Below are 24,792 nucleotides of genomic sequence, written 5' to 3'. Positions count from 1 at the left end.
ACCGCGCGGTGTTGACGCGCAGTGCCCCGATGTCGGAAAAGAGCATATCGACGGCCACAATGGCGACACTCCGGCGGGTATCGGGCAATCTTCCGTACCGGGAGACTTCCCTCCCCCGTCCGGGGGGAGCGCATAACCGGCCGGCGTTCAGCCCGCGGCGTTGCGCACGAGCTCCGCGGCCTGTTCCGGCCACCACGTGCCCGCTGCCGGATCGCCACGGCCGCATTCCCCGTCGCTCGCGCCGGGCGTCTTCACCCAGAGGAACGCGTCCGCATGCGGATATCCCGTGCTGGTCGTGGGTTTCTCGCCGAGGCCGCGTCCGGGCGGATTGCACCACGCGTTCGTCAGCCCGACCGCCGGGCCGCGGCCGTTGCGGGAGGTGTCGACGACGTAGTGCGCCCCTCCGACGAAGCGGGAGAGGACCTCGGCGCGAGCGGCCTCGTCCTCGGTGCGGTAATAGTTCGCCACGTTGACGGCGAAGCCGCGGGCGTGCGCGATCCCGGCCTGCGCCAACCGCCCGGCCATGACCGCCGGGGCGATCCAGCCGCAGTTCGCGCCGTCCAGGTAGACGCTGGTCGCCGGCAGCGTGCCATACACGTCGACCGCGTCGCGCAGCAGCGCGTAGCGTTCGGCCGCCTGCGCGGCGTCGAGCTGGTCGATCTGCCCGAGCGCATCGGGTTCGAGCACGATGACCGCCGCCGCGCCGCCGATGCCCGCGGCGACCTGGCGGGTGAACTGGCGGTAGGCGACGGCGTCGGGCAGCCCGCCGGCGGAGAAACCGGCTCCCACGTCCCGGTGCGGGATGGCGTAAACCATGAACACCGCGGTGGCTCCGGCCGTCGCAGCCGCGGCGGCCCGGCGGTGGACCTCGCCGACGACGTCGGTGATCCAGTCGCCGACCGAGAAGGCGGACGAGGTCTGGACCAGCGGGGCGATGGCCGCGGCGTCGGCCGGATGGGCCTGCGCCTGCTGCGCCGCCTGGCTGGCCAGGTCGACGAGAAACGGGCCGCGGGGCGCGCGGCCCCGGGCGACGGCCCCGTCGGCGGGGAGGGAGGAAGCGGCGAGGGAGGGACCCGTCCCGGCGCCGCCGCCCGCGGGGCAGCGGGTCGGATCCGGGGCGGGCACCGCGGTCGTGACAGCGCCCACGCCCACGGCACCGCCGGCCCCGCCGGCCGACTTCCCGCCGCCGCCCGGGCCGCACCCGACCAGCGTGACGACCAGCGCCGCGACCAGTGCGAAGACGGCCGCGACCCCGCGGGGACGGCCGCAGGCGCACGGGCGCCACCCCCGCACTCCCTGGCCGCGCGGGGCAGGGGCCCGTCGCGGCCAGCCCGGCCACACACGGTCGCCGCCCGGCGGCATGGGAACGGCGGCCCGGGACCTGGACGTCGGCACGAAGGCACTCCTCTCGACGGTGGCCTCGCCGACCTCGGCGTGGGGCGGTCGCCGCGGGGCCCACTCCCCCGCCGGCCGCGACCCCGCCGCAACCGCGCCGCGACCGGCTGACCGACTGGCCGACCGACCGGCCGACCTGCCGACCGACCGGCTGACCGGCGCCACCGGCCGCGGCGGCGGCCGTCAGGGGGTCACGTGCACCCAGGTCGCGACCGACGGCACGTTCGCACCGTTGTCGACGAAGAGCATGTACCAGTCACCCGGCAGAACGTTCGGATTGTCCGGCACGCTCACGGTGACCGTACCGTCCGCCTGTGCCGTGATCGGCAACGCCACCGACCGTTGCTCGGTGTCGGTCACGTGGGTGTAGGCGCCGGGCCGCATCAGCCGGACCTTGCCGATCTTCTGCGAGGCACGCAGCGTGATCGTGGTGCCCCGGGTGATCGTGCCCGGGGCACCACTGATCACCGGACGCTCCCCGGCGTACAGGTAGGGCGGCGAGTAGACCTCGACGCGGGTGTCGAACGTGTTGTCGTCGCTGAGCGGGTTGGAGCCGAAGACCGCGACCCGGCCGTCGGGCAGCAGCAGGTACTCGGAGTGGTAGTCGCGGCCGACGTGCGGGTCGGCCACCGGGCGGAACGCCTTCGTCGCCGGGTCGTAGATCTCGGCGGTGAGGGTGTCCTTCGCCCGGTAGCGCCGCGACCCGCCGGAGACCAGCACGGTGTCGTCGGGAAGCAGCACGGCGCCCGGGTACCGCTTCGGCGAGCTGAGGTCCGGACCGCGCTGCCAGGCAGGTTGCGGCGCGGACAGGTCGACGATGGCGGTGCGATCGGTCGCCACCTGGGTGTCGCCGACGCCCCCACCGCCGATGAACATCACCTTCTGGTCCTGCGCCGGGGCGAGCAGCACGGTGCCGGCCGTCTCGTTGACCTCAGGCAGCGGCAGCCCGGGAACGGCCTGGAACTGGTTGTTCGTCAGGTTCCACAGCCCCGACTGGCGCGCCTCCAGCGACGCCGGCCCGTAGCCGGCGTTGGCGCCGGAGAAGAACAGCCGCCCGTCCGCGGTGAGCAGCAGCGACGGGTAGGTCGGGAATTCCTTGACCAGCTCCGGATGCTCGATCCAGGCCGAGCTCGCGATGTCGAAGGACTCGGTGTTGCCCGGGTCGATGTCGCCGTTCTCGTTGAGTCCGGAGACGGCGACGACGGCACCGTTGGCGAGCGTGACCAGCGTCGGGTACCAGCGGGCATGCTGCAGGAATCCGGTCTTGACGTACCGCTGGCTGATCGGATCGAACACGTAGGAGTCCTTCAGCCCCTCGTATTCCTTTTTCTTGCCGTCGGGGGCGTCCTGGGCCAGCACCTCGTAGGCCTTCGTCCCGCCGGCGATGAGCAGGTCGCCGTTGGGCAGGAACGCGTGACCGGCGCAGAAGACGTCCCACGGCGTGTAGATCTTCTGGAAGCTGTTCGCCGTCGGATCCCACAGGATGGTCTCGAACCGCTTGGCGTCGAAGTTGTTCTTGTCGTTGCCGGAGCCGGCCATCAACAGAACCTTGCCGGTGCGCAGCAGTGCGGCATGGATGGACCGCGAGCCGCTGTCCGCGACGATGTCCCAGCGCCCGTTGTCCCGCATGTACGCGGGCTGATGGGAGCGCCACTCGTCGTATCGGTCGGACGCCCAGGAGTCCATGTACGGGAAGTTGCCGGCGAGGACGACGAGCACGATGATCGTCGCCTGCAGGAGCCGCCGACGCCGCCGGGAGGTCGTCGGCCGGGCGACGACGGGGGCCATCCGCGGATCGTCGGCCGGCGCCGGTGCGCCGAGCGCGTGCAGGTCGGAGACGGTCGGCGGGTCGGGATCCGGCGACGATCCGGACCGCCTTGGACGGTCGGCCATCAGCCCAGCTCCTCAAGCGTGCCGTCCAGGGTGACGCGGCGGCGGCGCGGGGTGAGCCTCATCGTGACGTCCTCGACGTAGGCGGGCAGCTCGCCCGCGGCGGACACCCCGGCCAGCTCCTTGCGCGGGGTCAGCATGGTCTCCTGCTCGGCGTAGACGGGCTCGTCGTCGGCGTAGGCGGGCAGGTCGGCGGGCAGTTCGGCCGCCCGGCGCTCTCGGCGCCGCTCGCGCCCGTCCACGGGCCGGTCTTGGCCCCGCGGCGCCCGCTCCTCGGGAGCAGCGGGCAGCGTGCGGGTGATGACGGTGTCCTGATCGACGCCGCCGGCGCGAGCGCTGGCGCCGCCGCTGCCGCCCAGGCCGACGCCACCGGCACCGGCACCGGCACCGGCCGCCACCCGGGCCGCGGCGGCGGCCGCCGCGGGGGCGGACAGCAGGATGGTGGGACCGTCCACGCCCGTGGAATCGCCCGCCCGGCCGGCCGCCCTCGCCGGCGCGGCGGCCGCGGCCTTCGACCCGACGATCGTCAGGGTCTCGTTGCCGATGCCCGCCGCGCCGGCGCCGGCCAGCCCCGCGGGGATCGGCACGTGCTCCGTCGCCGGGTCGGCGAACGCCGCGACGACGGCGGCCGGCACCTCCTCGGTGATCGGATCGAGGGCCGACGGGTACCCGGCCGCGGCCGCGCGGACGGGCGCGGACCGGGCCGACCCGACGGTCTGCGGCGCGCGGCGCGGCGCCGGCACGTGCGCGGCGGGCAGCGGGTTCGGCGCCGCCGCACGGCGCGGTGCGAGGATCGGTTCGAGGCTCCACAACCCGATCGGCAGCAGGCAGATCACCAGCGACAGCGAGACCCAGACCATGTTCGCCGGGTACAGGTGGCCGAGCGAGGCGGCGGCCGCGATCGACCCGGCCGACCAGGCCGCCCAGAACAGGTGCTTGCGGAAGGTCAGCAGCCGGTCCGGGCTCGCCTGGTCGCCCTTCGGCGTCACGACGAAGCCGAGCTTGCGCCGGAAGACGGCCCCGACCAGCGCGGTCGAGTAGAACGGCGTGCACAGCACCGACACGAAGATGCCGGACATCCCGGCGCTGCCCGCCTCCTCGTGCGGGCTGGTGTTGAACCGGCGCAGCCAGAAGTAGAGCAGCAGTCGGGCGGCGAACACGTCGATGTAGAGCGCCAGCCACGCCGAGACGTGCAGGACCACCCCGGTGGAGCCGAGCGCCATGTACGTCGTGGTGAGGATCATGCCGAGGATCCAGGTCAGAGCGACCGTCGGGTAGTGCAGCATGAGCGTGGCGTAGTGCAGCCGCGGGCCCCAGGCAAGCTTGCGCATCCGACCGGCGGCCTCGGTGACGAGGACCTCGTTGGCACCGCGCGCCCAGCGCAGCTGCTGGCTGAAGAAGTCCGTCCAGGTGGCCGGGCCCTCGCCCACGGCGATGACGTCCGGGGTGTAGACCGAGGTCCAGCGGTGGTTCGTCTGCGGGTTGCGGGCGCCGTGGACGGCGAAGGACGTCGCGAGATCCTCGGTGATCGAGTCCTGAAAGCCGCCGATCTGCCGCCAGGTCTCGACCCGGTAGGCATGGTTCGTGCCCACGAACATCCCGGCGGCGAACCGGTTTGCCGCCCGCTGGACGACGGAATGGAACATGTAGTTCTGCGCCTCGGCCCCGCGGGTCAGGTAATGACGGAAGTTTCCGTAGACCTGCGGGCCGACGACGAACGCGACGTTCGGATCCCGGAAATAGCCGAGCATGCGTTCCGCGAAGTTCGGCAACGGAATATGGTCCGGGTCGACGGAGAGCACCACGTCGTAGGTGTCGCCGTGCGCGTCGAGCCAGGAGTTGTGGTTACCGTGCTTGGTCTTCGCCCGGAACCGGCCGCGAGCGGTGTTCCAGCGCTCCACACCCTTGCGGGAAAAGTGGTTGACCCCGATCTCGGCGCACATCGCGCGCACGGCCGGGTCGTCGCCTTCATCGAGCAGCCAGACGTCGATCGTCGAGTCATGGCGGATGTTGCGGGCCGCGATGAGGGTGTCCCGGACGACGTCGAGGGGCTCCTTCGCCGGCACGATCGTCGTCGTGAAGGCGACGCGCAGACCCCGCGGCGGTCGCACGGGCACCGGATTGCGCATGATGTACGCCGACCAGCACAGGGTGATCGAGTTCAGCAGTCGAATACCCTCCGTGACCACGATCAGCCAGAACATCACGGCATTGCCGACCTGCACGGCGGTCGGCAGGTACTTCGCGTGCGGATAGTGCTCCGGCTGGATCAGCCAGACGAAGAACAGCGACGACAGGCCCACAGTAGCGATGAGCTGCGGCAACACCTGGTAGAGCGCGCGCCCCACCATGATCTTGCGGTAGGCGACGTGGTACTCCCCGCTGGCGGGGGGCTCCAGGAGCGGTCCGGCGAGCGTCGAGAACGACGCATAGTCATAGGCCATGGTCGACCCCGCGTTCCGCGGCACCGTTGCCGCCCGGGATCCCACCGGGAGCCGCCGGACCCACACCGGACACCTCGGCGGACACCTCTGCGGACGCGGGCCCGGAGACAGGGGCGAAGCCGGCCTGCGTCGCTCCGACGGAGCCTGCCCATCCGCCGGCCGTCGACGCCTGAGCCGCCGCCGCGGCCCGGCGGGTGAGCTGCAGCCAGCCCGCGGCCGCCAGCACCACCACGATGCCAGCGACGGCCGCGACCCACAGACCCGCGCCGGCGGTGCCCGCCGCGACCGGCTCGTCGGTCTGGAACGTACCGATGCGCAGTCGGCCGATCGTGTGCACGAGCGGGTCGGCGGCGTGCAGCCGGCTCAGCGCGAGACCCGTGACGGCGGCGCCGAGCAGGGCCAGCAGCGCACCGAGCGCGGCCCGGCCGCGGCGGTGCGCCAGCACGCAGACCAGGGCCGTGAGCAGGCCGAACGCGACCACCAGCGGCCCGGCCGGACGCAACTGCCAGCCCGATCTGGAGACCACGAGCAGCGCCGAGCCGCGGTCCGACAGGGTCGCGCGCGCCCAGGTGCGCGGCACGGAAGCCGCGGCGATCAGCCCGGCGAGGGCGCACAGCGCCAGCGCCCGGTCCGACCAGCGCGCGACCCCGGCCGACGGGCCGCTCGGGCCTCGGCCGCTCACCCGTGGCGCCCCCGGCCGCGCCGCGCCGGCCCGCCCGACTGCAATCGGTTCATCGTCGAACACAAGACCCCTCCCAGCGGACCAGCCACGCGCGTCGCGTCGGCACTCAGACCGACCGCGCTGGCGTACCGCAAAACCGCGCCACCCCCTGGCGCGACAGGACCCACCGACCCCGCGCGGATCACGCCTGGCAGCAGCCCCGCTGATAGACGCTCAGCGGCGCGATAATGTTGCGCCATCCGCACAGGATTGCCGTTACGTGAGCGTTCCTCGGGAACACTGCGTACACAGATTATGCGGGGGCGCCGAATACGGCTCCGCCGGGCCCGGCTCGTCGGGCTGCCATTGTGACAGTGACGTGAGAGTCATTCGAGGAGCGGACCGGCAAGATTATCCGACGCGGGTCGGGACGTTGTCCGGCCGGTTGCCCCGTGATGAGATGGCCGGCCGTGAGATGGCCCGCGGTGAGATGGCCCGCGTGGCGCTGATCAGTTCCGGATGATAAGCACGATCGCCACGCCGACCCCCAGCGTGATCACCGCCGCACGCAGGAGAGCCGGGCGCAGCCGCCGGGCGATCCGGGCGCCGAGCAGGCCGCCAAGCAGCGAGGCGACGACGAGGATGCCCGCGAATCCCCAGGCGACCTTCGCGGTGATGAGGAAGACCGCGACTCCCACGGCGTTCACGCCGAAGGCGAGCAGCGTCTTGAGCGCGTTGGTGCGTTGGAGGTCGTCGACGAGCAGGATCCCCAGCACGCCGAGCAGCAGCACCCCGAGCCCGGCGCCGAAATAGGAGCCGTACACGCCGGCCACGAAGATCCCGATCCGGGTGGGCCAGGTGACCGTGTTCCCTGACCCGCCGATTCCCGCCGCCGAGGCAGCCGGGACCGGCGGGGCGGTCGTGGCCGGGGCGGCCGCGGCCCGCCGCCGCGCCACGACAGCGGCCAGCCGGGTCTGCGCCGCCAGCAGCAGACAGGACACCAGAACGAGGTACGGGACCAGGGCCCGAAAGCTGTCCGACGGGGTGGCCAGCAGCACGACCGCGCCGACGATCCCGCCGAGCATCGCGGGCGGTCCGAGCGCCCGCAGCCGGTCAACCTGGTCGGCGAGCTCGCGGCGATAGCCCAGCGCACCGCCGGCATAGCCGGTGAGCAGGCCCACCGAGGAGGTGATGTTCGCGGTCAGCGCCGGCAGCCCGGTGGTGAGCAGGGCCGGAAAGGCGATCAGCGTACCCCCGCCGGCGACGGCGTTGACCGCTCCCGCCAGCAGACCCGCCCCGGCCGCCAGCAGGGCATCGGCTGGACCCACGCATCCTCCTCGTCACGCGCCGTCACGTCAGGGATGCACCCGGGCGGACGTGGGCGCCGCCATCCGCGCCCGCCTGCCGGCTCCCCGGGCAACCCGCTGACTTGCAGGTCAGCGCGTTCGGGCGATGTGCCCGAGCATCCAACTCCGCCGGCGAGCAGGGGAGGAAGTGTGACGAGATAGGCGCGCGGCGACCGCCGCACCCCGGAGCGGATCTACAGATCGAACTCCTCGGGGCTGATCCCGACCGCGTAGCACGCCTCGCGCACGACGGCCTGCTCGCTCTTGTCGAACGTGCCGTCCGCCCCGCCGATGACGATCCCGATCTGGATGACGGCGCGCGCCTCGGCGGGCTTCTTCTTCGTCTTGCCGATGTCCTGCAGGACGGACACCTTGCCGAACTCGAAGTCCGCCTGGAGCTTGCCGACGTAGTCGTTGAAGCGTCGCTGGAGGTCGTCGGCCGGAAAGTTGTTGAGCACGTCGTTGGAAATGATCAACGACGCGACCCGCTGACGCTCGGCCGGATCGATCGTCCCGTCCGCCGCCGCGACCAGCGCGCAGATCGCCATACTGGCATCGCGGAAGGCTCCGCTCTTCAGGTCGTTCTTCTTCGCGGCGAGCTGGCCCTGCATCGTCTGGGCGGACTGCCGAAGCTGGTTCCAGATGGGCACCTGAGCTCCCTTGCGCGGGTGTGGGTCGACGAAGGCGTCTTCTCGCTGGTTGCAACGCACGATGGCCGATCCATGCTCCCACCATCACCGCCGCCGCCGTATCAGCCCCCGGCGGCGGAGGCGGCCGAAGCGGGGAGACGATTGAGGCGGTCCACCGCGGTCTGCGCCGTGCCGATCGTCGAGAAGTCGACCGCGACGAACGTCGGCGTCCGCCCCTGCTGCGCGCGGCAGCGCTCGGCTCTGCCGACGATGGTGTCGGCGGCGTTGGAGGTCAGCGCGGCCCGCCGGCTGGGCGCGGCATCGGTGAGCCAGTGGTTCATCAGCAGCAGCCCCGCGCCGGCCGCGCCCCGGTTGCGCACACAGTCGCGCAGGTCCTCGGGCCGCTTCGCGTCGAACGGCGTGTCGGCGGCGTACCGGTAGAAGCCGCGCAGGAAGGTGCCCGGCAGGTCCTGGCGCTCGGTGAAGACCACCAGCCGCCGACCCGAATCGATCATGGTGCGCAGGGTCGGCCAGCGTCCGTGGGGATCGTCGGGCGGCGTCGCGACCATTCCGGCGAGCCCCGCCGCCGCGACCCCGCCGGCGATCTCGCTGGCCGGGACGTCGTCGTCCTGGATGATCAACGTCACCACCTCGGTCGGGTTGCGGGCCATCCAGTCCCGCACCCGGCCGAGCTCCGCGACGAAGTCCAGCGAACCGAGCTGACACAGGTTGTGGCACAGCCAGACGCCGGGCCGCGTCGACACGGCGCCCCGGCTCAGCGGTGCCAGCGCCGCGCGGGTCGCCGGCGGCAGGGTGGCCAGGTACGTCTCGACCTGCGCGGGTGGCGTCCAGTGATGGACGTCGAGCAGCAACGTCCGCACCCCGGAGTCGAGCTGATGGACGATCGTCGGGTCCTGGGACGGACCGAGGAACCGGTCCTCGCTGTTCGCCATCGCGTTGTGGGTCGCGAGGTAGGTCACCTGGTCGTAACGCCGGTCGCACAGCGACGGGCTGCTCTCGCACAGCTCGCGCGGCTCGGCGGCGGCGCCGGGGAACGCGGTCCAGGTCACGGTGACCATCACGGGCACGGCCAGGACGAACGCGGTGGCGACCCGGCGGCGGCGACCGGTCCGGCTCCACCGGGCCGACACCGCGACCAGCAACGACAGTCCGGCGGCGGCGAGGCCGACGACGAGCGTCCAGGCCACGACCCGCAGGTAGTCGCCCTCCACCGTCCCGTAGGCGTACCGGGAGAAGTCGACGAGCACCCTGCTCGCCCCGGGGGGCAGCGGCGAGCGCGGCCCGGCGAGCGAGGTCAGCGGATTGGGCAGGGTCAGGCGCAGCACCGCCCCGAGCAGGGCCGCGCCGAGCCCGGCCGCGATCATCGCCCCGGCCGCCGCGCGGACCCGCGACACCCCCCGCCGCCCGGCCAGCACGACGATGCCGGCCAGCGCGCCCGCCATGATCAGGCTGAGTAGCGCGGTCGCCCAGGTCAGGGTGGCGGCGACGTCGTGCAGGCGGTCGATCGCGGTGATCGCCGGGGAGTCGCGCAGGTCCGACAGGCGCAGGCCGAGGTCGAGGGTGGAGCCGTGCAGCGACGCCTGCAGCCGGGCGGTGGCCCGCTCGTCGCCCTGGAAGACCTGCGGTCCGATCAGCGCCAGCGCTCCGGCGACGTCACCGGAGCGCAGCATCGCCCGCAGCTCGGGGCCGACGCGCGCGCGGGTCGCCGGGTCCACCCGGTCGAGCACGAGCGGCAGGATCCGGTCGGTGTCCTGCGGGGTCAGCTCGATGCTGGGCAGCGATGCCGGGGGGCGGCCCGCCGCGATGTCGTCCAGCGCGGTCAGCACGCCGTGGGTGAAGTCCTGCACGGAGGCGGCCCGGTAGCTGGTGCCGGTGCCGAGCTCGCCGGCGATGTAGCGGTTGGCAAGGCCGGAGATGTTCCCGAAGATCGGCCGCAGGTCGACCGCGAGCTCGACGTCGCCGGTACGGGCGCGCAGGTAGTCGACGATCCGGGTGATCTGCTCGTCGGTCATCTCCTGCACCGTCGCCGGCGGCAGCACCGTGCGCAGGTTCGCGGTGACCAGTGAGCTGTCGATCGGCAGCCCGGCGAGCAGGGTGTCGACCGCCGGGTCGGGCAGGACCTCGGTGTAGATGCGGTCGTAGGCGTGCGCCCGGGCCAGCGACTGGGAGTAGAAGGCCGGGTTCAGCACGGTCCGCGCCGCGGTGAGGATGACCACCAGCGGCAGCCCGCAGAACACGACGAGGGCGACGAGACCGACGTGCGCGGCGCGACGGCGGCCCGTGTTCGAGGGCCCGGCGACGCCCGTGCCCCGCCCGGCCCGTACCGACGGCTCCCGCTCATCCGCGCCCTGGCTCACCGCGTTCAAGATATCGCGCGCCGACGCGGTCATCGCGGGCGGCAGCAACCGGGGGCTCATCGGAGCTCCCCCGCCGGAGCGGTCAGCCGGGGTGGTGCAGCTCGGGGTGGGCGGTGTCCTCCAGCACGCGCTCGATGCGGGCGGCAACCTCGTCGGGAGTGCCCGCGCCGTCGACGGTGCGTAGCAGGCCGCTGCGACCGTAGTAGCGGCGCAGCGGCGCGGTCTCCTCCGCGAAGACCTTCAGCCGGCGGCGAGCGGTGTCGTCGGCGTCGTCGACGCGATCCTCGGTGTGCGCGCGGCGACGGATGCGGTCGAGCACCTCGTCGATGTCGACGTCGAGGTCGACGACCGCGTCGAGGGGGCCGCAGCTCGCGGCGAGCATCCGGTCCAGCGCCTCCGCCTGCGGGTAGGTGCGGGGGAAGCCGTCGAGCAGGAAGCCGACGGCGCAGTCCACGCTGCCGTCGAGCCGTTCGGCGACCATGTCCAGGACGATCTCGTCAGGCACGAGCTCGCCGGCGCGGACATACCGCTCGGCGCGGCGGCCCAGCTGCGTGCCCGCGGCGATCTGCCGGTCGAAGAGCTGGCCGGTGGAGATCGCGGGGATGCCGTGGCGGGCGCTGATGCGCGCGCCCTGCGTTCCCTTGCCGGAGCCCGGGGGGCCGAGCAGCACGAGCCTCATATGACAGGACGGTACCGCCACCAGCGCCGATGCCCCCAGCAGATCTCGGTCAATCAGGGCAGATCCGGCACGGAGCAAGGCACATCACAGCGAAATGTCACCCGCTGCGAACCTCCGGCCTACGCGGCCGCACCGATGATGTCGGCCGGGACCGGCCGCGACGGCCGCCCCCCGCGGGAGGCAGCCGTCACCGTCAGCGACGGGTCGGGGTGATCGGCTCGGGCAGGTCGGTGCGGCCCATGAGGTAGCGGTCGACCGCGGCGGCCGCCGCGCGCCCCTCCGAGATCGCCCAGACGATCAGCGACTGGCCTCGGCCCATGTCCCCGGCGACGAACACGCCGGGCACCGACGACGACCAGCCGGCGTCGCGGGCGACGTTGCCCCGGGGGTCGAGCTCGACGCCGAGATCGGTCAGCAGGCCGGGCTTCTCCGGGCCGGTGAAGCCCATGGCCAGCAGCACCAGCTCGCAGGGCAGCTCGACGTCAGTGCCCTCGACCTTCTCGAACTTCCCGGCGACGAAGCGGACCTCGTGCATGCGCAGCGCCCGCACGTTGCCCTCGTCGTCGCCGAGGAACCGCTCGGTGTTGACGGCGAACACCCGCTCGCCGCCCTCCTCGTGCGCGCTGGAGACCCGGTAGACGATCGGGTAGGACGGCCACGGGTTGGCCGGCGCCCGTAGCTCCGGCGGTCGCGGCATGATCTCGAGCTGGTGCACCGACGCCGCGCCCTGGCGATGTGAGGTGCCCAGGCAGTCCGCGCCGGTGTCGCCGCCGCCGATGATGACGACCCGCTTGCCCTTCGCCGAGATCGGCGAGGTCGCCAGGTCACCCTGGGCGACCCGGTTCGCCGGCACCAGGAACTCCATGGCGAGGTGGATGCCGCCGAGCTCCCGGCCGGGGACCGGCAGGTCGCGACCGACCGTCGAGCCACCCGCCAGCACGACCGCCTCGTAGGAGGAACGCAGCTCGTCGGCGGAGATGTCGACCCCGACGTTGCAGGAGGTCACGAACGAGGTGCCCTCGGCCTCCATCTGGGCGAGCCGCTGGTCGACGACCTTCTTCTCCATCTTGAACTCGGGAATGCCGTAGCGCAGCAGCCCGCCGACCCGGTCCGCCCGCTCGTACACGACGACGTCGTGCCCGGCGCGGGTGAGCTGCTGGGCGGCGGCGAGCCCGGCCGGCCCGGAGCCGACGACCGCGACCCGCTTCCCGGTGCGCACCGTCGGCGGCACCGGCACGACGGTGCCGTCCGCCCAGGCCCGGTCGATGATGCTGACCTCGACCTGCTTGATGGTCACCGGGTCGTCCCCGATGCCCAACACGCAGGCCGCCTCGCACGGCGCGGGACACAGCCGGCCGGTGAACTCGGGGAAGTTGTTCGTCGCGTGCAGCCGCTCGATGGCGTCAGGCCAGTCCCCGCGCCGGGTCAGGTCGTTCCACTCGGGGATGATGTTCCCCAGCGGGCAGCCGTTGTGGCAGAACGGGATGCCGCAGTCCATGCACCGGCTGGCCTGCTCGCGCAGGTGCTCCTCGGGAAAGGGCTGGTAGACCTCCCGCCAGTCCTGGAGGCGGAGGTCGACCGGCCGGCGCTTCGGCAGCTCCCGGCGGTGCTTGAGGAAGCCTGTCGGGTCAGCCATGACACTCCTGTCGGATCCGTCCGGGCCGCCCGGCCCCCTGCGCGATCATCTTCGGCGAGATCACCTTCGGTGCGATCAGCGTCTCCGCGGCCGGCCGGCCGCCGCGCACCGCGCGCCGCTCAGACACGACTCGCCGCCATGATCACGTCTTCGGCCACGAGGCCCTGCTCCTCGGCCTGGCGGATCGCGGTGAGCACCCGCTTGTAGTCCCGCGGCATGACCTTGCGGAACGCGCCGCGCACGTTCTCCCAGTCGGCGTAGAGCCGCGCGGCCACCGTCGAGCCGGTCTCCCGGCGATGGCGGACGAGCAGGTCGCGCACGACCGCCTCGTCGGCGGCCTCCAGATCCTCGACGTCGACCATCTCGGTGTTGATCCGGGCCTCGACCGGGTCGAACAGGTACGCCACGCCGCCGCTCATGCCGGCGGCGAAGTTACGCCCGATCGAGCCGAGGACCAGCACCGTTCCACCGGTCATGTACTCGCAGCCATGGTCGCCGACGCCCTCGACGACCGCGGTCGCCCCGGAGTTGCGCACGCAGAACCGCTCGCCGACGATCCCGCGGAAGAACGCCTCTCCCGCCGTCGCCCCGTAGAGCAGGACGTTGCCGGCGACGATGTTCTCCTCGGCGCGCAGCGGCGACTCCTTCGGCGGGAACACGAAGATCTTGCCGCCGGACAGACCCTTGCCGGTGTAGTCGTTCACGTCGCCCTCGAGCGTCAGCGTCATGCCCTTGGGGGCGAAGGCCCCGAAGCTCTGCCCGGCGGACCCGGTGAAGCGCAACTGGATCGTGTCGTCGGGCAGCCCGGCCGCGCCGTACCGCTTCGTCACCTCGTAGCCGAGCATGGTGCCGACGGTGCGGTTGACGTTGCGGATCGGCATCTCCAGCCAGACCGGCCGGCCGTCGTCGAGGGCCCCCTCGCAGAGCTGGATCAGCGAGTTGTCCAGCGCCTTGTCCAGTCCGTGGTCCTGGCTGGAGGTGCAGTTCAGCGAGCCGCCGAACGGCCGCTCGGGGCTGTGCAGCAGCGGGGTGATGTCCAGTCCGGACGCCTTCCAGTGCTCGATCGCCGCGCGGGCGTCGAGCAGGTNGACGCGGCCGACGGCCTCCTGCAGGGTCCGGAAGCCCAGGGCCGCGAGGTAGCTACGGACCTCCTCGGCGATGAAGGTGAAGAACGCCTCGACGAACTCCGGCTTGCCGGTGAACCGCTCCCGCAGCGCCGGGTTCTGGGTGGCCACTCCGACCGGACAGGTGTCCAGATGACAGACGCGCATCATCACGCAGCCGGCGACGACGAGCGGCGCGGTGGCGAAACCGAACTCCTCGGCGCCGAGCAGCGCGCCGACGACGACGTCGCGGCCGGTCTTGAGCTGGCCGTCGACCTGCACGACGATCCGGTCGCGTAGCCCGTTGAGCAGCAGCGTCTGCTGGGTCTCGGCCAGCCCCAGCTCCCAGGGGGCGCCGGCGTGCTTGAGCGAGGTCAGCGGGGACGCACCGGTGCCACCGTCGTGCCCGGAGATCAGCACCACGTCGGCGTGTGCCTTGGAGACGCCGGCGGCGACCGTGCCGACGCCGACCTCGGCGACCAGCTTGACGTGCACCCGCGCCTTCGGGTTCGCGTTCTTCAGGTCGTGGATGAGCTGGGCGAGGTCCTCGATCGAGTAGATGTCGTGGTGCGGCGGCGGGGAGATCAGGCCCACACCCGGCGTCGAATGCCGGGTCTTCGCGATCCACGGGTAGACCTTGTGCCCGGGCAGCTGGCCACCCTCGCCGGGCTTCGCCCCCTGCGCCATCTTGATCTGGATGTCGTCGGCATTGGCCAGGTACTCGCTGGTCACGCCGAACCGGCCGCTGGCGACCTGCTTGACCGCCGAGCGGCGCAGGTCGCCGTTGGCGTCGGGGACGAAGCGGCGGGCGTCCTCGCCCCCCTCGCCGGTGTTCGATTTGCCGCCGAGCCGGTTCATCGCGATCGCCAGGGTCTCGTGCGCCTCCGCGCTGATCGACCCGTAGGACATGGCGCCGGTCGCGAACCGCTTGACGATCTCCGAGACCGGTTCGACCTCCTCGATCGGCACCGGCGGGCGCACCCCGGTGCGCAGCTCGAACAGCCCGCGCAGGGTCGAGTTCTCCCGGGACAGGCCGTCGACCTTGCCGGTGTACTCCTGGAAAACGTCGTACTGGCGGGTCCGGGTGGCGTGCTGGAGCAGGAAGACGGTCTCCGGGTTGAACAGGTGGATCTCGCCCTCGCGCCGCCACTGGTACTCGCCGCCGACCTCCAGGCCGCGGTGGGCGAGCTCCGAGGCGACCCGCGGATGCGCGCGGCGGTGCCGGGCGGCGACCTCGTCGGCGATGACGTCCAGCCCGACGCCGTCCAGGCGCGAGGGGGTGCCGACGAAGTAGGCGTCGACCAGCTCCTGGGACAGGCCGATCGCCTCGAAGACCTGGGCGCCGGTGTAGCTGGCGACGGTGGAGATGCCCATCTTGGACATCACCTTCAGCACGCCCTTGCCGAGCGCCTTGATCAGGTTCTTCTCGGCCTGCTCCCGGGACACGTCGGCGATCTCGCCCTCGGCGATCAGGGTGTCAATCGACTCGAACGCCAGGTACGGGTTGACCGCCGCGGCACCGTAGCCGGTGAGCAGGGCGATGTGGTGCACCTCGCGGGCGTCGCCGCACTCGACGATGAGGCCGACCTTCGTCCGGGTCCGCTCCCGGATCAGGTGGTGGTGCACGGCCGCGGTGAGCAGCAGCGACGGGATCGGCGCCTTGCGCTGGTCGGAATCACGGTCGGAGAGCACGACGATGCGCGCGCCGTCGGCGATGGCCTCGCTGACCCCGGCGCAGATCTCCGCCAGGCGCGCCGCGAGCGCCGCCCCGCCCCCGTCGACGTCGTAGAGGCCACGCACGGTCACGGAAGCGAAGCCGGGCATGTCCCCGTCGTCGTTGATACCGATGATCTTCGAGAGCTGGCCGCTGGAGATCACCGGGTAGGGCAGGTGCACCATCCGGCACGACGCCGGCGACGGCGCGAGCAGGTTGCCCTCCGGGCCCAGGGTCCGCCCGAGGCTGGTGACCAGCTCCTCCCGGATCGCGTCCAGCGGCGGGTTGGTGACCTGCGCGAAGAGCTGGGTGAAGTAGTCGAACAGCAACCGGGGACGGCTGGAGAGCACGGCGACGGGGGTGTCGGTGCCCATCGAGCCGATCGGCTCGGCGCCCGAGCGCGCCATCGGCGCGACCAGGACGCGCAGCTCCTCCTCGGTGTAGCCGAACACCTGCTGGCGGCGCAGCACCGAGGAGTGGCCGTAGATGACCTGCTCGCGGTCGGGAAGGTCATCCAGCGAGATCAGCCCGGCGTGCAGCCACTCGGCGTAGGGGGCGGCGTTCGCCAGCTCCGACTTGATCTCCTCGTCGCTGACGATGCGCTTCTGCGCGGTGTCGACGAGGAACATCCGGCCCGGCTGGAGCCGGCCCTTCTGGACGATCTTGTGCGGCGGGATGTCGAGCACGCCGACCTCGGAGGCCATCACGACCAGCCCGTCGTCGGTCACCCAGTAGCGCGACGGGCGCAGGCCGTTGCGGTCGAGGACCGCGCCGATGACCGTGCCGTCGGTGAACGCGATCGACGCCGGACCGTCCCAGGGCTCCATCAGGGTGGAGTGGAACTCGTAGAAGGCCCGCAGCGCCGGATCCATCTCGGCGTGGTTCTCCCACGCCTCGGGGATCATCATCAGCACCGAGTGCGGCAGGCTGCGCCCAGCGAGGTGCAGCAGCTCCAGCACCTCGTCGAAGCTCGCCGAGTCGCTCGCGCCGTCCGCGCAGATCGGGAACAACCGGGCCAGGTCGCCGGTGATGAGGTCGCTGGCCAGCAGCGCCTCGCGGGCCCGCATCCAGTTCCGGTTGCCACGGACCGTGTTGATCTCGCCGTTGTGCGCGACGAACCGGTACGGGTGTGCCAGCGGCCAGCTCGGAAACGTGTTCGTCGAGAAACGGCTGTGCACGAGCGCGATGGCGCTGGCGAACCGCGGGTCGTCGAGGTCGGGGAAGTAGGCCGAGAGCTGATGCGTGGTCAGCATGCCCTTGTAGACGAGGGTCCGTGACGACAGCGAGGACAGGTAGACGCCGGTCTCCCGCCGGATCCGCTTGCGCACGCAGAACGCCCGGCGCTCCAGGTCACCCACGTCGAAGCCGTCGTCGGCGCCGCCCTCGGCCGGCCCCTGCGCGTTCGCCACGCCCTTCGCTCCCGCGCCGGGCAGACTGCCTGGCAGCGCGAGGAAGAGCTGGCGCATCCGCGGCTCCACCTCGCGGGCCGCGTGCCCGACGATGTGGCTGACCGTCGGCACCTCGCGCCAGCCGAGGACCCGCAGGCCCTCCTGGCGGACGATGCGACTGATCGTGCGCACCGCGTCGTCGCGCTCCCCCGCAACCTGCGGCAGGAAGGCGATGCCCACCGCGTACCGCCCGGGTGCGGGCAGGGCGAAATCGACCACGTCGCGCAGGAACAGATCAGGGACCTGGACCAGGATGCCGGCTCCGTCGCCGGTGTCCGGGTCGCTGCCCGACGCACCCCGGTGATCGAGGTTGCGCAGCACGGTCAGGCCCTGGTCGACCAGTTCATGGCTACGTCGGCCGCGCACATCGACGACGAAGCCGACACCACAGGCGTCGTGTTCGAAGGTGGGGTCGTAAAGACCTTGCGCACTCGGCATCCGGCGAAGTCCTGTCCATCTTCAAGGGCTGAAGGAGGTGCGGACGACGCTGTCCGAGGTGAAACGAGACATGACAGCGCTGGCCCAGCGCCGGCTGCCTCCTGTCGAGTGTGCCACGCGCCGCGTCGATGCGCCGTGATCATATATGTCCAGGAGATCACGGCCGTATAACGTCACATTTCCGGGCATGACCACGGGTGGCCCGAGTAGTGCGGCGCCCCCGCGCCGTGAACTCGTGCGCGCCGCTCGGGGCAGCGGCGTAAACGCTCAGGTCGCGGGCGGTCTTTCGACCCGCGCCCGCCCCGAGGGCACCGCGCCCGCCCCGGTCTCGGCCCCCGCGACCGGCTGTTCTGCGCGGGAGGCGTCCTCGGCCCCCTCGGCACCACCCTCTCTCGCGGGGGCACGGACCGCATGCGCGGCACTGCCCGCGCTGGCGGCACTGCCCGCACTGGCGGGACTGGCATCGGCGGCACCGGCCGTGCGGGTTCCGCTGCCGGGTTCGCCCCCGGCGTCCGTCGGCTGGCGCCGGGGACGCTCCTGGACGAGACCCAACGCCCGCTGCTCCTCAGGTGACACGTCCGGATCGACCGGCCGGCGCACGACCAGCAGCGCCACCACCGCGCCGACGCACACGATCGCGGAGGTCCAGATGTTCACGCGCAGGCCGAGGATCTCGTCCGCGGTGTCGATGCGCAGCATCTCGATCCACAGCCGACCGAACGTGTAGAGCGCGACGTACAGGGCGAACAGCCGGCCGCGGCCGAGCCGGTGGCGCCGGTCGACGACCAGCAGGATGCCGGCCACGACGAGGTTCCACAGGAACTCGTAGAGGAACGTCGGCTGGTACGTCGCCACCCCCGGGTCGGCCCGGTGTTCGGGGTCGATGCGCACCGCCCAGGGCAGCGTGGTGGGCTTGCCATAGAGCTCCTGGTTGAACCAGTTACCCCAGCGGCCGATGGCCTGGGCGAGGATGATCCCGGGCGCGGCGGCGTCGGCGAACAGGGCGAGGCTGATCCCGAGACGCCGGGCGGCGAGCCAGGCGCCGAGCGCGCCGCCGGCGATGGCCCCCCAGANCCCCAACCCGCCGTTCCAGATCTTCACCACGTCGGCGACGTGCCCGTGCTCGCCGAAGTAGGCGTCCGGGGTGCTGAGCACGTGGTAGATCCGGGCGCCGACGATCCCGAAGGGGACGGCCCAGTAGGCGATCTCCCCGGCGATCGCCGGGTCCATGCCTCGGGCGCGCAATCTGCGTCCGGTGACGACGACGGCGACCACGATGCCAATGATGATCATCAGGGCGTAGGCGCGCAGCGGCACCGGCCCGAGATGCACCACACCGCGGGAGGGGCTGGGGATGGCGGCGAATACCACGGTCGTCAGGCTATCCCGGCGGCCGCGGCGACCCGGTGGGGGGCCGCGGCGCCACTCCGGTCAGGCCGAGGCCGGGACGGGGGCGCGCACCCCTTCGGCGAGCTCGGCGGCCAGCCGGCCGATGCCGTCGAGGGCGGCGGCGTCGCCCGCGCCCGAGCGCTGCGCGTCCACCAGAACCTTGACCAACGCCGAGCCGACGATCACCCCGTCGGCGAACCCGGCGACCTCGGCGGCCTGCGCGCCGGTGCTCACCCCGAGGCCGACCGCGACCGGTAGCTCGGTGGTGGCCCGCACGCGGGCGACCAGGTCGGCGGCCCGGGTACCGACCGCAGCGCGGGTGCCGGTGACGCCCATCAGGGAGGCGGCATAGACGAACCCGCGGGAGATCCCGGTGACCAGCCGGATCCTGGCGTCCGAGGAGCTCGGCGCGACGAGGAACACCGGGTCCAGTCCGTGCTCCGCGCTCGCCGCGAGCCACGGGGCCGCCTCCTCGGGCGGCAGGTCCGGAGTGATCGCCCCTGCCCCGCCGGCCGCGGCAAGATCGGCGGCGAATCGCGCCGGGCCGTAACGGTCGATCGGGTTCCAGTAGGTCATGACCACGGTCGGCGCACCGGTGGCGGCGACCGCCTCGACGGTGCGTAGCACGTCCGCGGTCGTCACCCCGCCGCGCAGCGCCGCGTCGGCGGCGTCCTGGATCACCGGCCCGTCCATGGTCGGATCCGAATAGGGCAGGCCCACCTCGACGACGTCGACACCCGCCGCGACCATCGCCCGCATGGCCGCGATCGCGCCGTCGACCGTCGGGTAGCCGGCCGGCAGGTAGCCGACCAGCAGGGATCGGCCCTCCTCGCGGGCGGCCGTGAAACGCTCGTCCAACCGACTCTGCACCGTACTGCGTCCGTTCCGTCGGGCCCGAGGGCTGCCTGTGCGCCGGCGTCAGCCGCGCGGGTCCACGTCGGCGGCGGCGCCGCCCGCGTCGTCGAGCAGGCCGAACCAGCGGGCCGCCGTGTCGACGTCCTTGTCGCCGCGACCGGAGCAGTTGACCACGACGATCGCGTCCGGGCCGAGCTCGCGAGCGACGTCGAACGCGCCGGCGAAGGCATGCGCGCTCTCGATCGCGACCAGGATGCCCTCGGTGCGGGCGACCAGCGCGAGCGCCGCCATCGCCGCGGCGTCGTCGACGACGCGATAGCTCGCCCGGCCGGTCTCGTGCAGCAGCGCGTGCTCGGGGCCGATGCCGGGGTAGTCCAGGCCGGCGGAGATCGAGTGGGACACCTGCGTCTGACCGAACTCGTCCTGCAGCAGGAACGTCCGCATGCCGTGCAGCACGCCCGAGGAGCCGCCGGCTATCGCCGCGGCGTGCCGCCCGGTGGCGACCCCGTCCCCGCCGGCCTCACAACCGATCAGGGCGACGTCGGTGTCAGGGATGAACGGGTGGAAGATGCCCATCGCGTTGGAGCCGCCGCCGACGCAGGCGACGACCGCGTCGGGCAGCCGGCCGGTGCGGTCGAGCACCTGGGCCCGAGCCTCCACGCCGATGATGCGCTGGAAGTCCCGGACCATCATCGGGAACGGATGCGGGCCCATCACCGAACCGATGCAGTAATGGGTGTGCTCGACAGTGGCGACCCAGTCGCGCATCGCTTCGTTGATCGCGTCCTTGAGGGTGCGGCTGCCGGAGGCGACCGGGACGACCTCGGCGCCGAGCAGGCGCATCCGGGCGACGTTGAGCGCCTGCCGGCGGGTGTCCTCCTCACCCATGTAGACCACGCACTCCAGGCCGAGCAGGGCGCAGGCGGTGGCGGTGGCCACCCCGTGCTGACCGGCGCCGGTCTCGGCGATGACCCGGGACTTGCCCATCCGCCTGGTCAGCAGGCACTGCCCGAGGACATTGTTGATCTTATGGGAGCCGGTGTGGGCGAGATCCTCGCGCTTGAGCAGGATGCGGGCGCCGCCGACGTGCTCGGTGAGCCGGTGAGCGTCGGTCAGCGGCNTGGGCCGGCCGGCGTAGGTGGCGAGCAGGCCGTCGAGCTCGGCGACGAAGCCCTCGTCGGCCCGGGCCTGGTCATAGGCCTCGGTCAGCTCCTCGAGGGCCGCCATGAGCGCCTCGGGCACGAACCGCCCGCCGAACCGGCCGAAGTGCCCCGCGGGATCGGGAAACACCTGCCAGTTCTCCGCCTGCTCCCGGACGGCGCCGGCGGACGGCGTCGAGGTCGCGGTCTCGGCGGGAGCTGGCTGAGCAGCGGTTCGGGTGGCCACAGTGCGACTGTATCGGTCCGCACCGACAGGCCGGTCGATCCGCCGGCCCCCGGCCGCTAGCGGCCGACCCTGGCCGCCGGATGCGCCCCGGCGGCCACGAGGTCGGCGACGGTCTGGCGGGGATCGCCGGTGACCGCCGCCTCGCCGACCAGCACCGCGTCGGCCCCGGCGGCCGCGTAGGCGAGCAGGTCGCGTGGGCCGCGCACGCCGGACTCGGCCACGGCGAGCACGCCGGCGGGCACCATCGGCGCGAGCCGGGCGAACGTGGCGCGATCGACCTCCAGAGTGCGCAGATCACGGGCGTTGACGCCGATCAGCCGGGCGTCGGCGTCCAGCGCGCGGCCAAGCTCCGCCTCGTCGTGCACCTCGACGAGCGCGGTCATGCCCAGCGACTCGATCCGCTCGCGCAGGCCGACCAGCCGGGGCTGGTCGAGCGCGGCGACGATGAGCAGCACGAGGTCCGCCCCGTGCGCGCGCGCCTCGAAGACCTGGTAGGGCGAGACGATGAAGTCCTTGCGCAGGAGCGGGACGTCCACCGCGCGGCGCACGGCGTCGAGATCGGCGAGCGACCCGCCGAAGCGGCGCCCTTCGGTGAGAACGCTGATGGCGGCGGCGCCGCCGGCCTCGTAGTCGAGGGCGAGGGCCGCGGGATCGGCGATGGCCGCCAGCTTCCCCTTCGACGGGGAACTGCGCTTGACCTCGGCGATCACCGATACCGGGGAGTTGCGGAACACGGCGAGCGCGTCCTTGGGATCGGGGACGCGCTCCACGCGCTGCTTGAGGTCGGCGAGGGGGGTCTGCTGCTCGCGGGCGGCCAGGTCGGCCCTGACCCCGTCGAGGATCTCGGCGAGGACGCTCATCGACCCGCGCTCGCGGCTGTCGCGGTCATGCCGCGATGGTAGGCCAGGCCCGGCGACCCGACCCGAGGCCCCCACAACTTGCTACGACCCGCAACGCTACGTAGCCAACAGTCGGGCAACGACGGCCCGCCTCTCGGCCGGCGGTTGCGGCGGTCCGCGCCACGCCGTGCACGCGGCGCAGTGGCGCCAGTCGCCTTCGATCCCCTATAGTCGAACACGCGTTCGACATCGAGGGAGTTCTCATGGACACTCGCCGCACCTCCTTTCCGCTGATCCAGGGCATCCCCCCGGTCCCCGACCAGGCCCCGCCGCGCCGGGTGGCCGGCGCCGGGCCGGCGGCGGCCCCCGCCCAGGCCGGGGACTGCGCCCAGGCCAGTGCCGCGGCACCGGCCTGGGTGGAGCAGCTTGACGCGCTCGCCCGCTGCCTGGCTCGGATGGACGCGCTCATGGCGATGGTAGAGGCCGACCTCGACCGCCACACACGGGTTCTCGCCGCGCTGGCCGACCCGCTTCCGCAGCTTGCACCCGTGGCCATGCCGCCGGATCTCGACTTCCCCCCGTATCCCGATCTGCCGGACGGTGCCGGCGTGTCCGGCCGCGGCGGCCAGTGATGATCAGGTGGGGTCGTGGCCCCGCTCGATCGCGTCCCAGGCGTCGACCGGCCGGGCCTCGCGGGCCTGGTAGCGGCCGGACATCCCCGGCCAGGAGCGGCCTCGCAGGACGGCGAGGACACCGGCGGCGGTGAGCAGCACGCCGCCGAGCATCGCCAGCCAGGGCGCGGCCGTGCGGTGCACACCGCTGATCTCTGCCTGCCCGCCGGGGGTGAACTGGCGGACCTGGTCGGTGTCGCGCAGGGCGGACAGCGGATCGAAGCCGATGTTCCCCGCCACGTAGGCGATGCCGATCCCGGCGGCGACGGCCAGCAGGCCGACGACCGGCCGGCCGATCCGCCGGGTTGCGACGATCGCGACCGCGGCGGCGAGGCCGACGAGGGCGAGTGCGGTCGCCGCCGAGGCGATGTCGCCGCCGGTCCAGTGCACGGCGAGCGGCGCCGCCACGGCGGTGGCGTCCCGCTCGCCGCGGGGGGTGCCCACCCGGGCGGAGACCCAGGTCGCCCCGCCGCACACCAGGACCAGACCCGCGCCGAGCAGGCAGCCGAGCACGGCGAGCACCCGCTCCCGGCGCCCGCGGCGGGCCGCCCGCGCCGCGCCGGCATCGTCGACGGCAGCCGGCGGGGAGTCCGCCGGCAGGCCGGCGCTCATGCCGGAGGCCGCAGCGACTCGGCGACCTCGATCGCGCGCAGGACCGCCGCCGCCTTCGTGCGGCTCTCCAGGTCCTCGGCGTCGGGATCGGAGTCGGCGACGATCCCGGCGCCGGCCTGGACGTAGGCCACGCCGTCGCGCAGCACGGTGGTGCGGATCGCGATGGCGGTGTCCAGGTCGCCACCGAAGTCCAGATAGCCGACCACGCCGCCGTAGAGGCCGCGGCGCGTGGGCTCCAGCTCGTCGATGACCTCCATCGCGCGCACCTTCGGCGCCCCGGAGAGCGTGCCCGCCGGGAAGGTCGCGGTGAGCACGTCGACGGCGCTGCGCTCCGGTGCCACCTCACCGATCACCGTGGAGACGATATGCATGATGTGCGAGAACCGTTCCACCGCGGCGAACTCGACGACGCGCACCGAACCGGGCACACAGACCCGACCAAGATCATTTCGGACCAGATCGACGAGCATCACGTGCTCCGAGCGCTCCTTCGGATCGGCGAGCAACTGCGCCGCGAGCTCCGCGTCGCGTTCCGGCGTCGCGCCCCGGGGGCGGCTGCCCGCGATGGGATGCAGCAGCGCCCGTCGCCCGGTGACCTTGACGTGCGCCTCCGGCGAGGAGCCGACGACGTCGTGGTCGCCGAACCGCAGCAGGTACATGTACGGGCTCGGGTTCGTCGTGCGCAGCACCCGGTAGACGTCGAGGGAATCGGCGGCGGTTGCCCGCTCGAAACGCTGGGAGACCACGATCTGGAAGCACTCCCCGGCCCGGATCTCCTCGATGGCCCGCTCGACCGCGGCCTGGAAGGCACCGGGCGGCGTGGCGGAGACGAAGTCACCGACCCCGGTGGCCGCCCCGCTGGTCGTCGCCACCGTCGGCTCGCTCCACTTCGCCAGGTCGCTGGTCATCGCGTCCAGCCTGGCCACCGCGTCGTCGTACAGGGCGTCGAGGTCCGGGCGGGTGGCCTCGGCCAGATCACCGCCGGGCGCGGCCGAGGCCCCCGTGAAGACGTTGGCGACCAGCAGGCACGAGCCGTCGGCGTGGTCGAGGACGGCGAGGTCCGTGGTGAGCAGCATCCGCAGCTCGGGCAGGCCGAGATCGTCGACAGCGTGCGAGGGCAGCCGCTCGATGCGGCGGACGATGTCGTAGCCGAGGTAGCCGACGAGGCCGCCCATCAGCGGAGGGGCGTCCGGATCGTTCGCCGCGCGCAGGGAGCGTTCCACCGCGCGCAGGATGTCCAGCGGGTCGCCCTCGGTGGGCACGCCGGGCGGCGGTGTGN

Annotated in this window: 15 protein-coding genes and 5 pseudogenes; 1 reads left to right on the top strand and 19 read right to left on the bottom strand. The window is 72.7% G+C overall.

Translation table 11 applies throughout. The features are described from left to right. Positions 1 to 147: 147 nt before the first annotated feature. From FF36_RS08720 to trpC, 17 genes and pseudogenes are all read right to left on the bottom strand, one after another. Positions 148 to 1,395, bottom strand: coding sequence for a glycoside hydrolase family 6 protein (locus FF36_RS08720; protein ID WP_044884533.1), 1,248 nt, complete (start codon positions 1,393 to 1,395; stop codon positions 148 to 150). A gap of 183 nt (positions 1,396 to 1,578) precedes the next feature. Then, positions 1,579 to 3,288, bottom strand: a complete 1,710-nt coding sequence (locus FF36_RS08715; RefSeq protein ID WP_242422386.1) for a galactose oxidase early set domain-containing protein — start codon at positions 3,286 to 3,288, stop codon at positions 1,579 to 1,581. After that, positions 3,288 to 5,729 carry a glycosyltransferase family 2 protein gene (locus tag FF36_RS08710; protein ID WP_044884482.1) on the bottom strand — a complete coding sequence of 814 codons (2,442 nt, stop codon included), beginning with the start codon at positions 5,727 to 5,729 and terminating at the stop codon, positions 3,288 to 3,290. The genes FF36_RS08715 and FF36_RS08710 overlap by 1 nt, the downstream gene beginning before the upstream one ends. Next, positions 5,719 to 6,411 carry a hypothetical protein gene (locus tag FF36_RS08705; protein WP_242418565.1) on the bottom strand — a complete coding sequence of 231 codons (693 nt, stop codon included), beginning with the start codon at positions 6,409 to 6,411 and terminating at the stop codon, positions 5,719 to 5,721. The genes FF36_RS08710 and FF36_RS08705 overlap by 11 nt, the downstream gene beginning before the upstream one ends. A gap of 488 nt (positions 6,412 to 6,899) precedes the next feature. Continuing rightward, a complete protein-coding gene (locus FF36_RS08700; RefSeq protein WP_044884480.1) occupies positions 6,900 to 7,718 on the bottom strand; it encodes a sulfite exporter TauE/SafE family protein in 819 nt (272 codons plus the stop codon). A 212-nt stretch (positions 7,719 to 7,930) separates the two neighbouring features. Then, a complete protein-coding gene (locus tag FF36_RS08695) occupies positions 7,931 to 8,386 on the bottom strand; it encodes a tellurite resistance TerB family protein (RefSeq protein WP_044884479.1) in 456 nt (151 codons plus the stop codon). A 101-nt stretch (positions 8,387 to 8,487) separates the two neighbouring features. Beyond that, positions 8,488 to 10,803 carry a phosphoinositide-specific phospholipase C-related protein gene (locus FF36_RS08690; protein WP_236705409.1) on the bottom strand — a complete coding sequence of 772 codons (2,316 nt, stop codon included), beginning with the start codon at positions 10,801 to 10,803 and terminating at the stop codon, positions 8,488 to 8,490. Between the two features lie 22 nt (positions 10,804 to 10,825). Then, positions 10,826 to 11,422 carry an adenylate kinase gene (locus tag FF36_RS08685; protein ID WP_044884478.1) on the bottom strand — a complete coding sequence of 199 codons (597 nt, stop codon included), beginning with the start codon at positions 11,420 to 11,422 and terminating at the stop codon, positions 10,826 to 10,828. A gap of 193 nt (positions 11,423 to 11,615) precedes the next feature. Continuing rightward, entirely contained in the window at positions 11,616 to 13,058 is a 1,443-nt protein-coding gene (locus FF36_RS08680; RefSeq protein ID WP_044884477.1) for a glutamate synthase subunit beta, read from the bottom strand. A 119-nt stretch (positions 13,059 to 13,177) separates the two neighbouring features. After that, positions 13,178 to 14,145 (bottom strand): annotated as a pseudogene (locus tag FF36_RS37485) (GltB/FmdC/FwdC-like GXGXG domain-containing protein); the annotation flags it as partial. 1 nt (position 14,146) lies between these two features. Beyond that, the coding region (gene gltB / locus FF36_RS08675) for a glutamate synthase large subunit (RefSeq protein WP_242422385.1) at positions 14,147 to 17,761 on the bottom strand (3,615 nt) is incomplete at its 3' end. Positions 17,762 to 18,028: 267 nt separating this feature from the next. Beyond that, a pseudogene (locus FF36_RS08670) lies at positions 18,029 to 18,834 on the bottom strand (prolipoprotein diacylglyceryl transferase); the annotation flags it as partial. A 1-nt stretch (position 18,835) separates the two neighbouring features. Next, a partial coding sequence (locus tag FF36_RS37480; protein ID WP_242422384.1) for a prolipoprotein diacylglyceryl transferase family protein occupies positions 18,836 to 19,132 on the bottom strand: 297 nt, incomplete at its 3' end. A 60-nt stretch (positions 19,133 to 19,192) separates the two neighbouring features. Beyond that, positions 19,193 to 20,020 (bottom strand): tryptophan synthase subunit alpha, encoded by an 828-nt coding sequence (gene trpA / locus FF36_RS08665; RefSeq protein WP_044884474.1) that lies wholly within the window; start codon positions 20,018 to 20,020, stop codon positions 19,193 to 19,195. 48 nt (positions 20,021 to 20,068) lie between these two features. After that, positions 20,069 to 21,125, bottom strand: a pseudogene (trpB, locus tag FF36_RS08660) (tryptophan synthase subunit beta); the annotation flags it as partial. A gap of 1 nt (position 21,126) precedes the next feature. Further along, positions 21,127 to 21,391 (bottom strand): annotated as a pseudogene (locus FF36_RS37475) (tryptophan synthase subunit beta); the annotation flags it as partial. Positions 21,392 to 21,447: 56 nt separating this feature from the next. Continuing rightward, positions 21,448 to 22,251, bottom strand: a complete 804-nt coding sequence (gene trpC, locus FF36_RS08655) for an indole-3-glycerol phosphate synthase TrpC (protein WP_044884472.1) — start codon at positions 22,249 to 22,251, stop codon at positions 21,448 to 21,450. Positions 22,252 to 22,493: 242 nt separating this feature from the next. Between trpC and FF36_RS08650 the strand changes: the two genes are divergently transcribed. Beyond that, complete coding sequence (locus tag FF36_RS08650; protein ID WP_044884471.1) at positions 22,494 to 22,862, top strand: hypothetical protein; 369 nt, start codon at positions 22,494 to 22,496, stop codon at positions 22,860 to 22,862. A 3-nt stretch (positions 22,863 to 22,865) separates the two neighbouring features. Here FF36_RS08650 and FF36_RS08645 read toward each other — a convergent pair whose 3' ends face one another. Both FF36_RS08645 and FF36_RS08640 read right to left on the bottom strand, forming a co-directional pair. Then, on the bottom strand, positions 22,866 to 23,513 hold the full coding sequence (locus FF36_RS08645; RefSeq protein WP_044884470.1) for a Trp biosynthesis-associated membrane protein: 648 nt from the start codon (positions 23,511 to 23,513) through the stop codon (positions 22,866 to 22,868). Next, a pseudogene (locus tag FF36_RS08640) lies at positions 23,510 to 24,791 on the bottom strand (chorismate-binding protein); the annotation flags it as partial. The gene FF36_RS08645 and the pseudogene FF36_RS08640, both read right to left, overlap by 4 nt. Position 24,792 lies beyond the last annotated feature (1 nt).

This window comes from Frankia torreyi, assembly GCF_000948395.1.
Taxonomy (GTDB): Bacteria; Actinomycetota; Actinomycetes; order Frankiales; family Frankiaceae; genus Frankia; species Frankia torreyi.
Note: the sequence above shows the minus strand (reverse complement) of the source record. Positions and strands in the feature narration are given on the sequence as shown.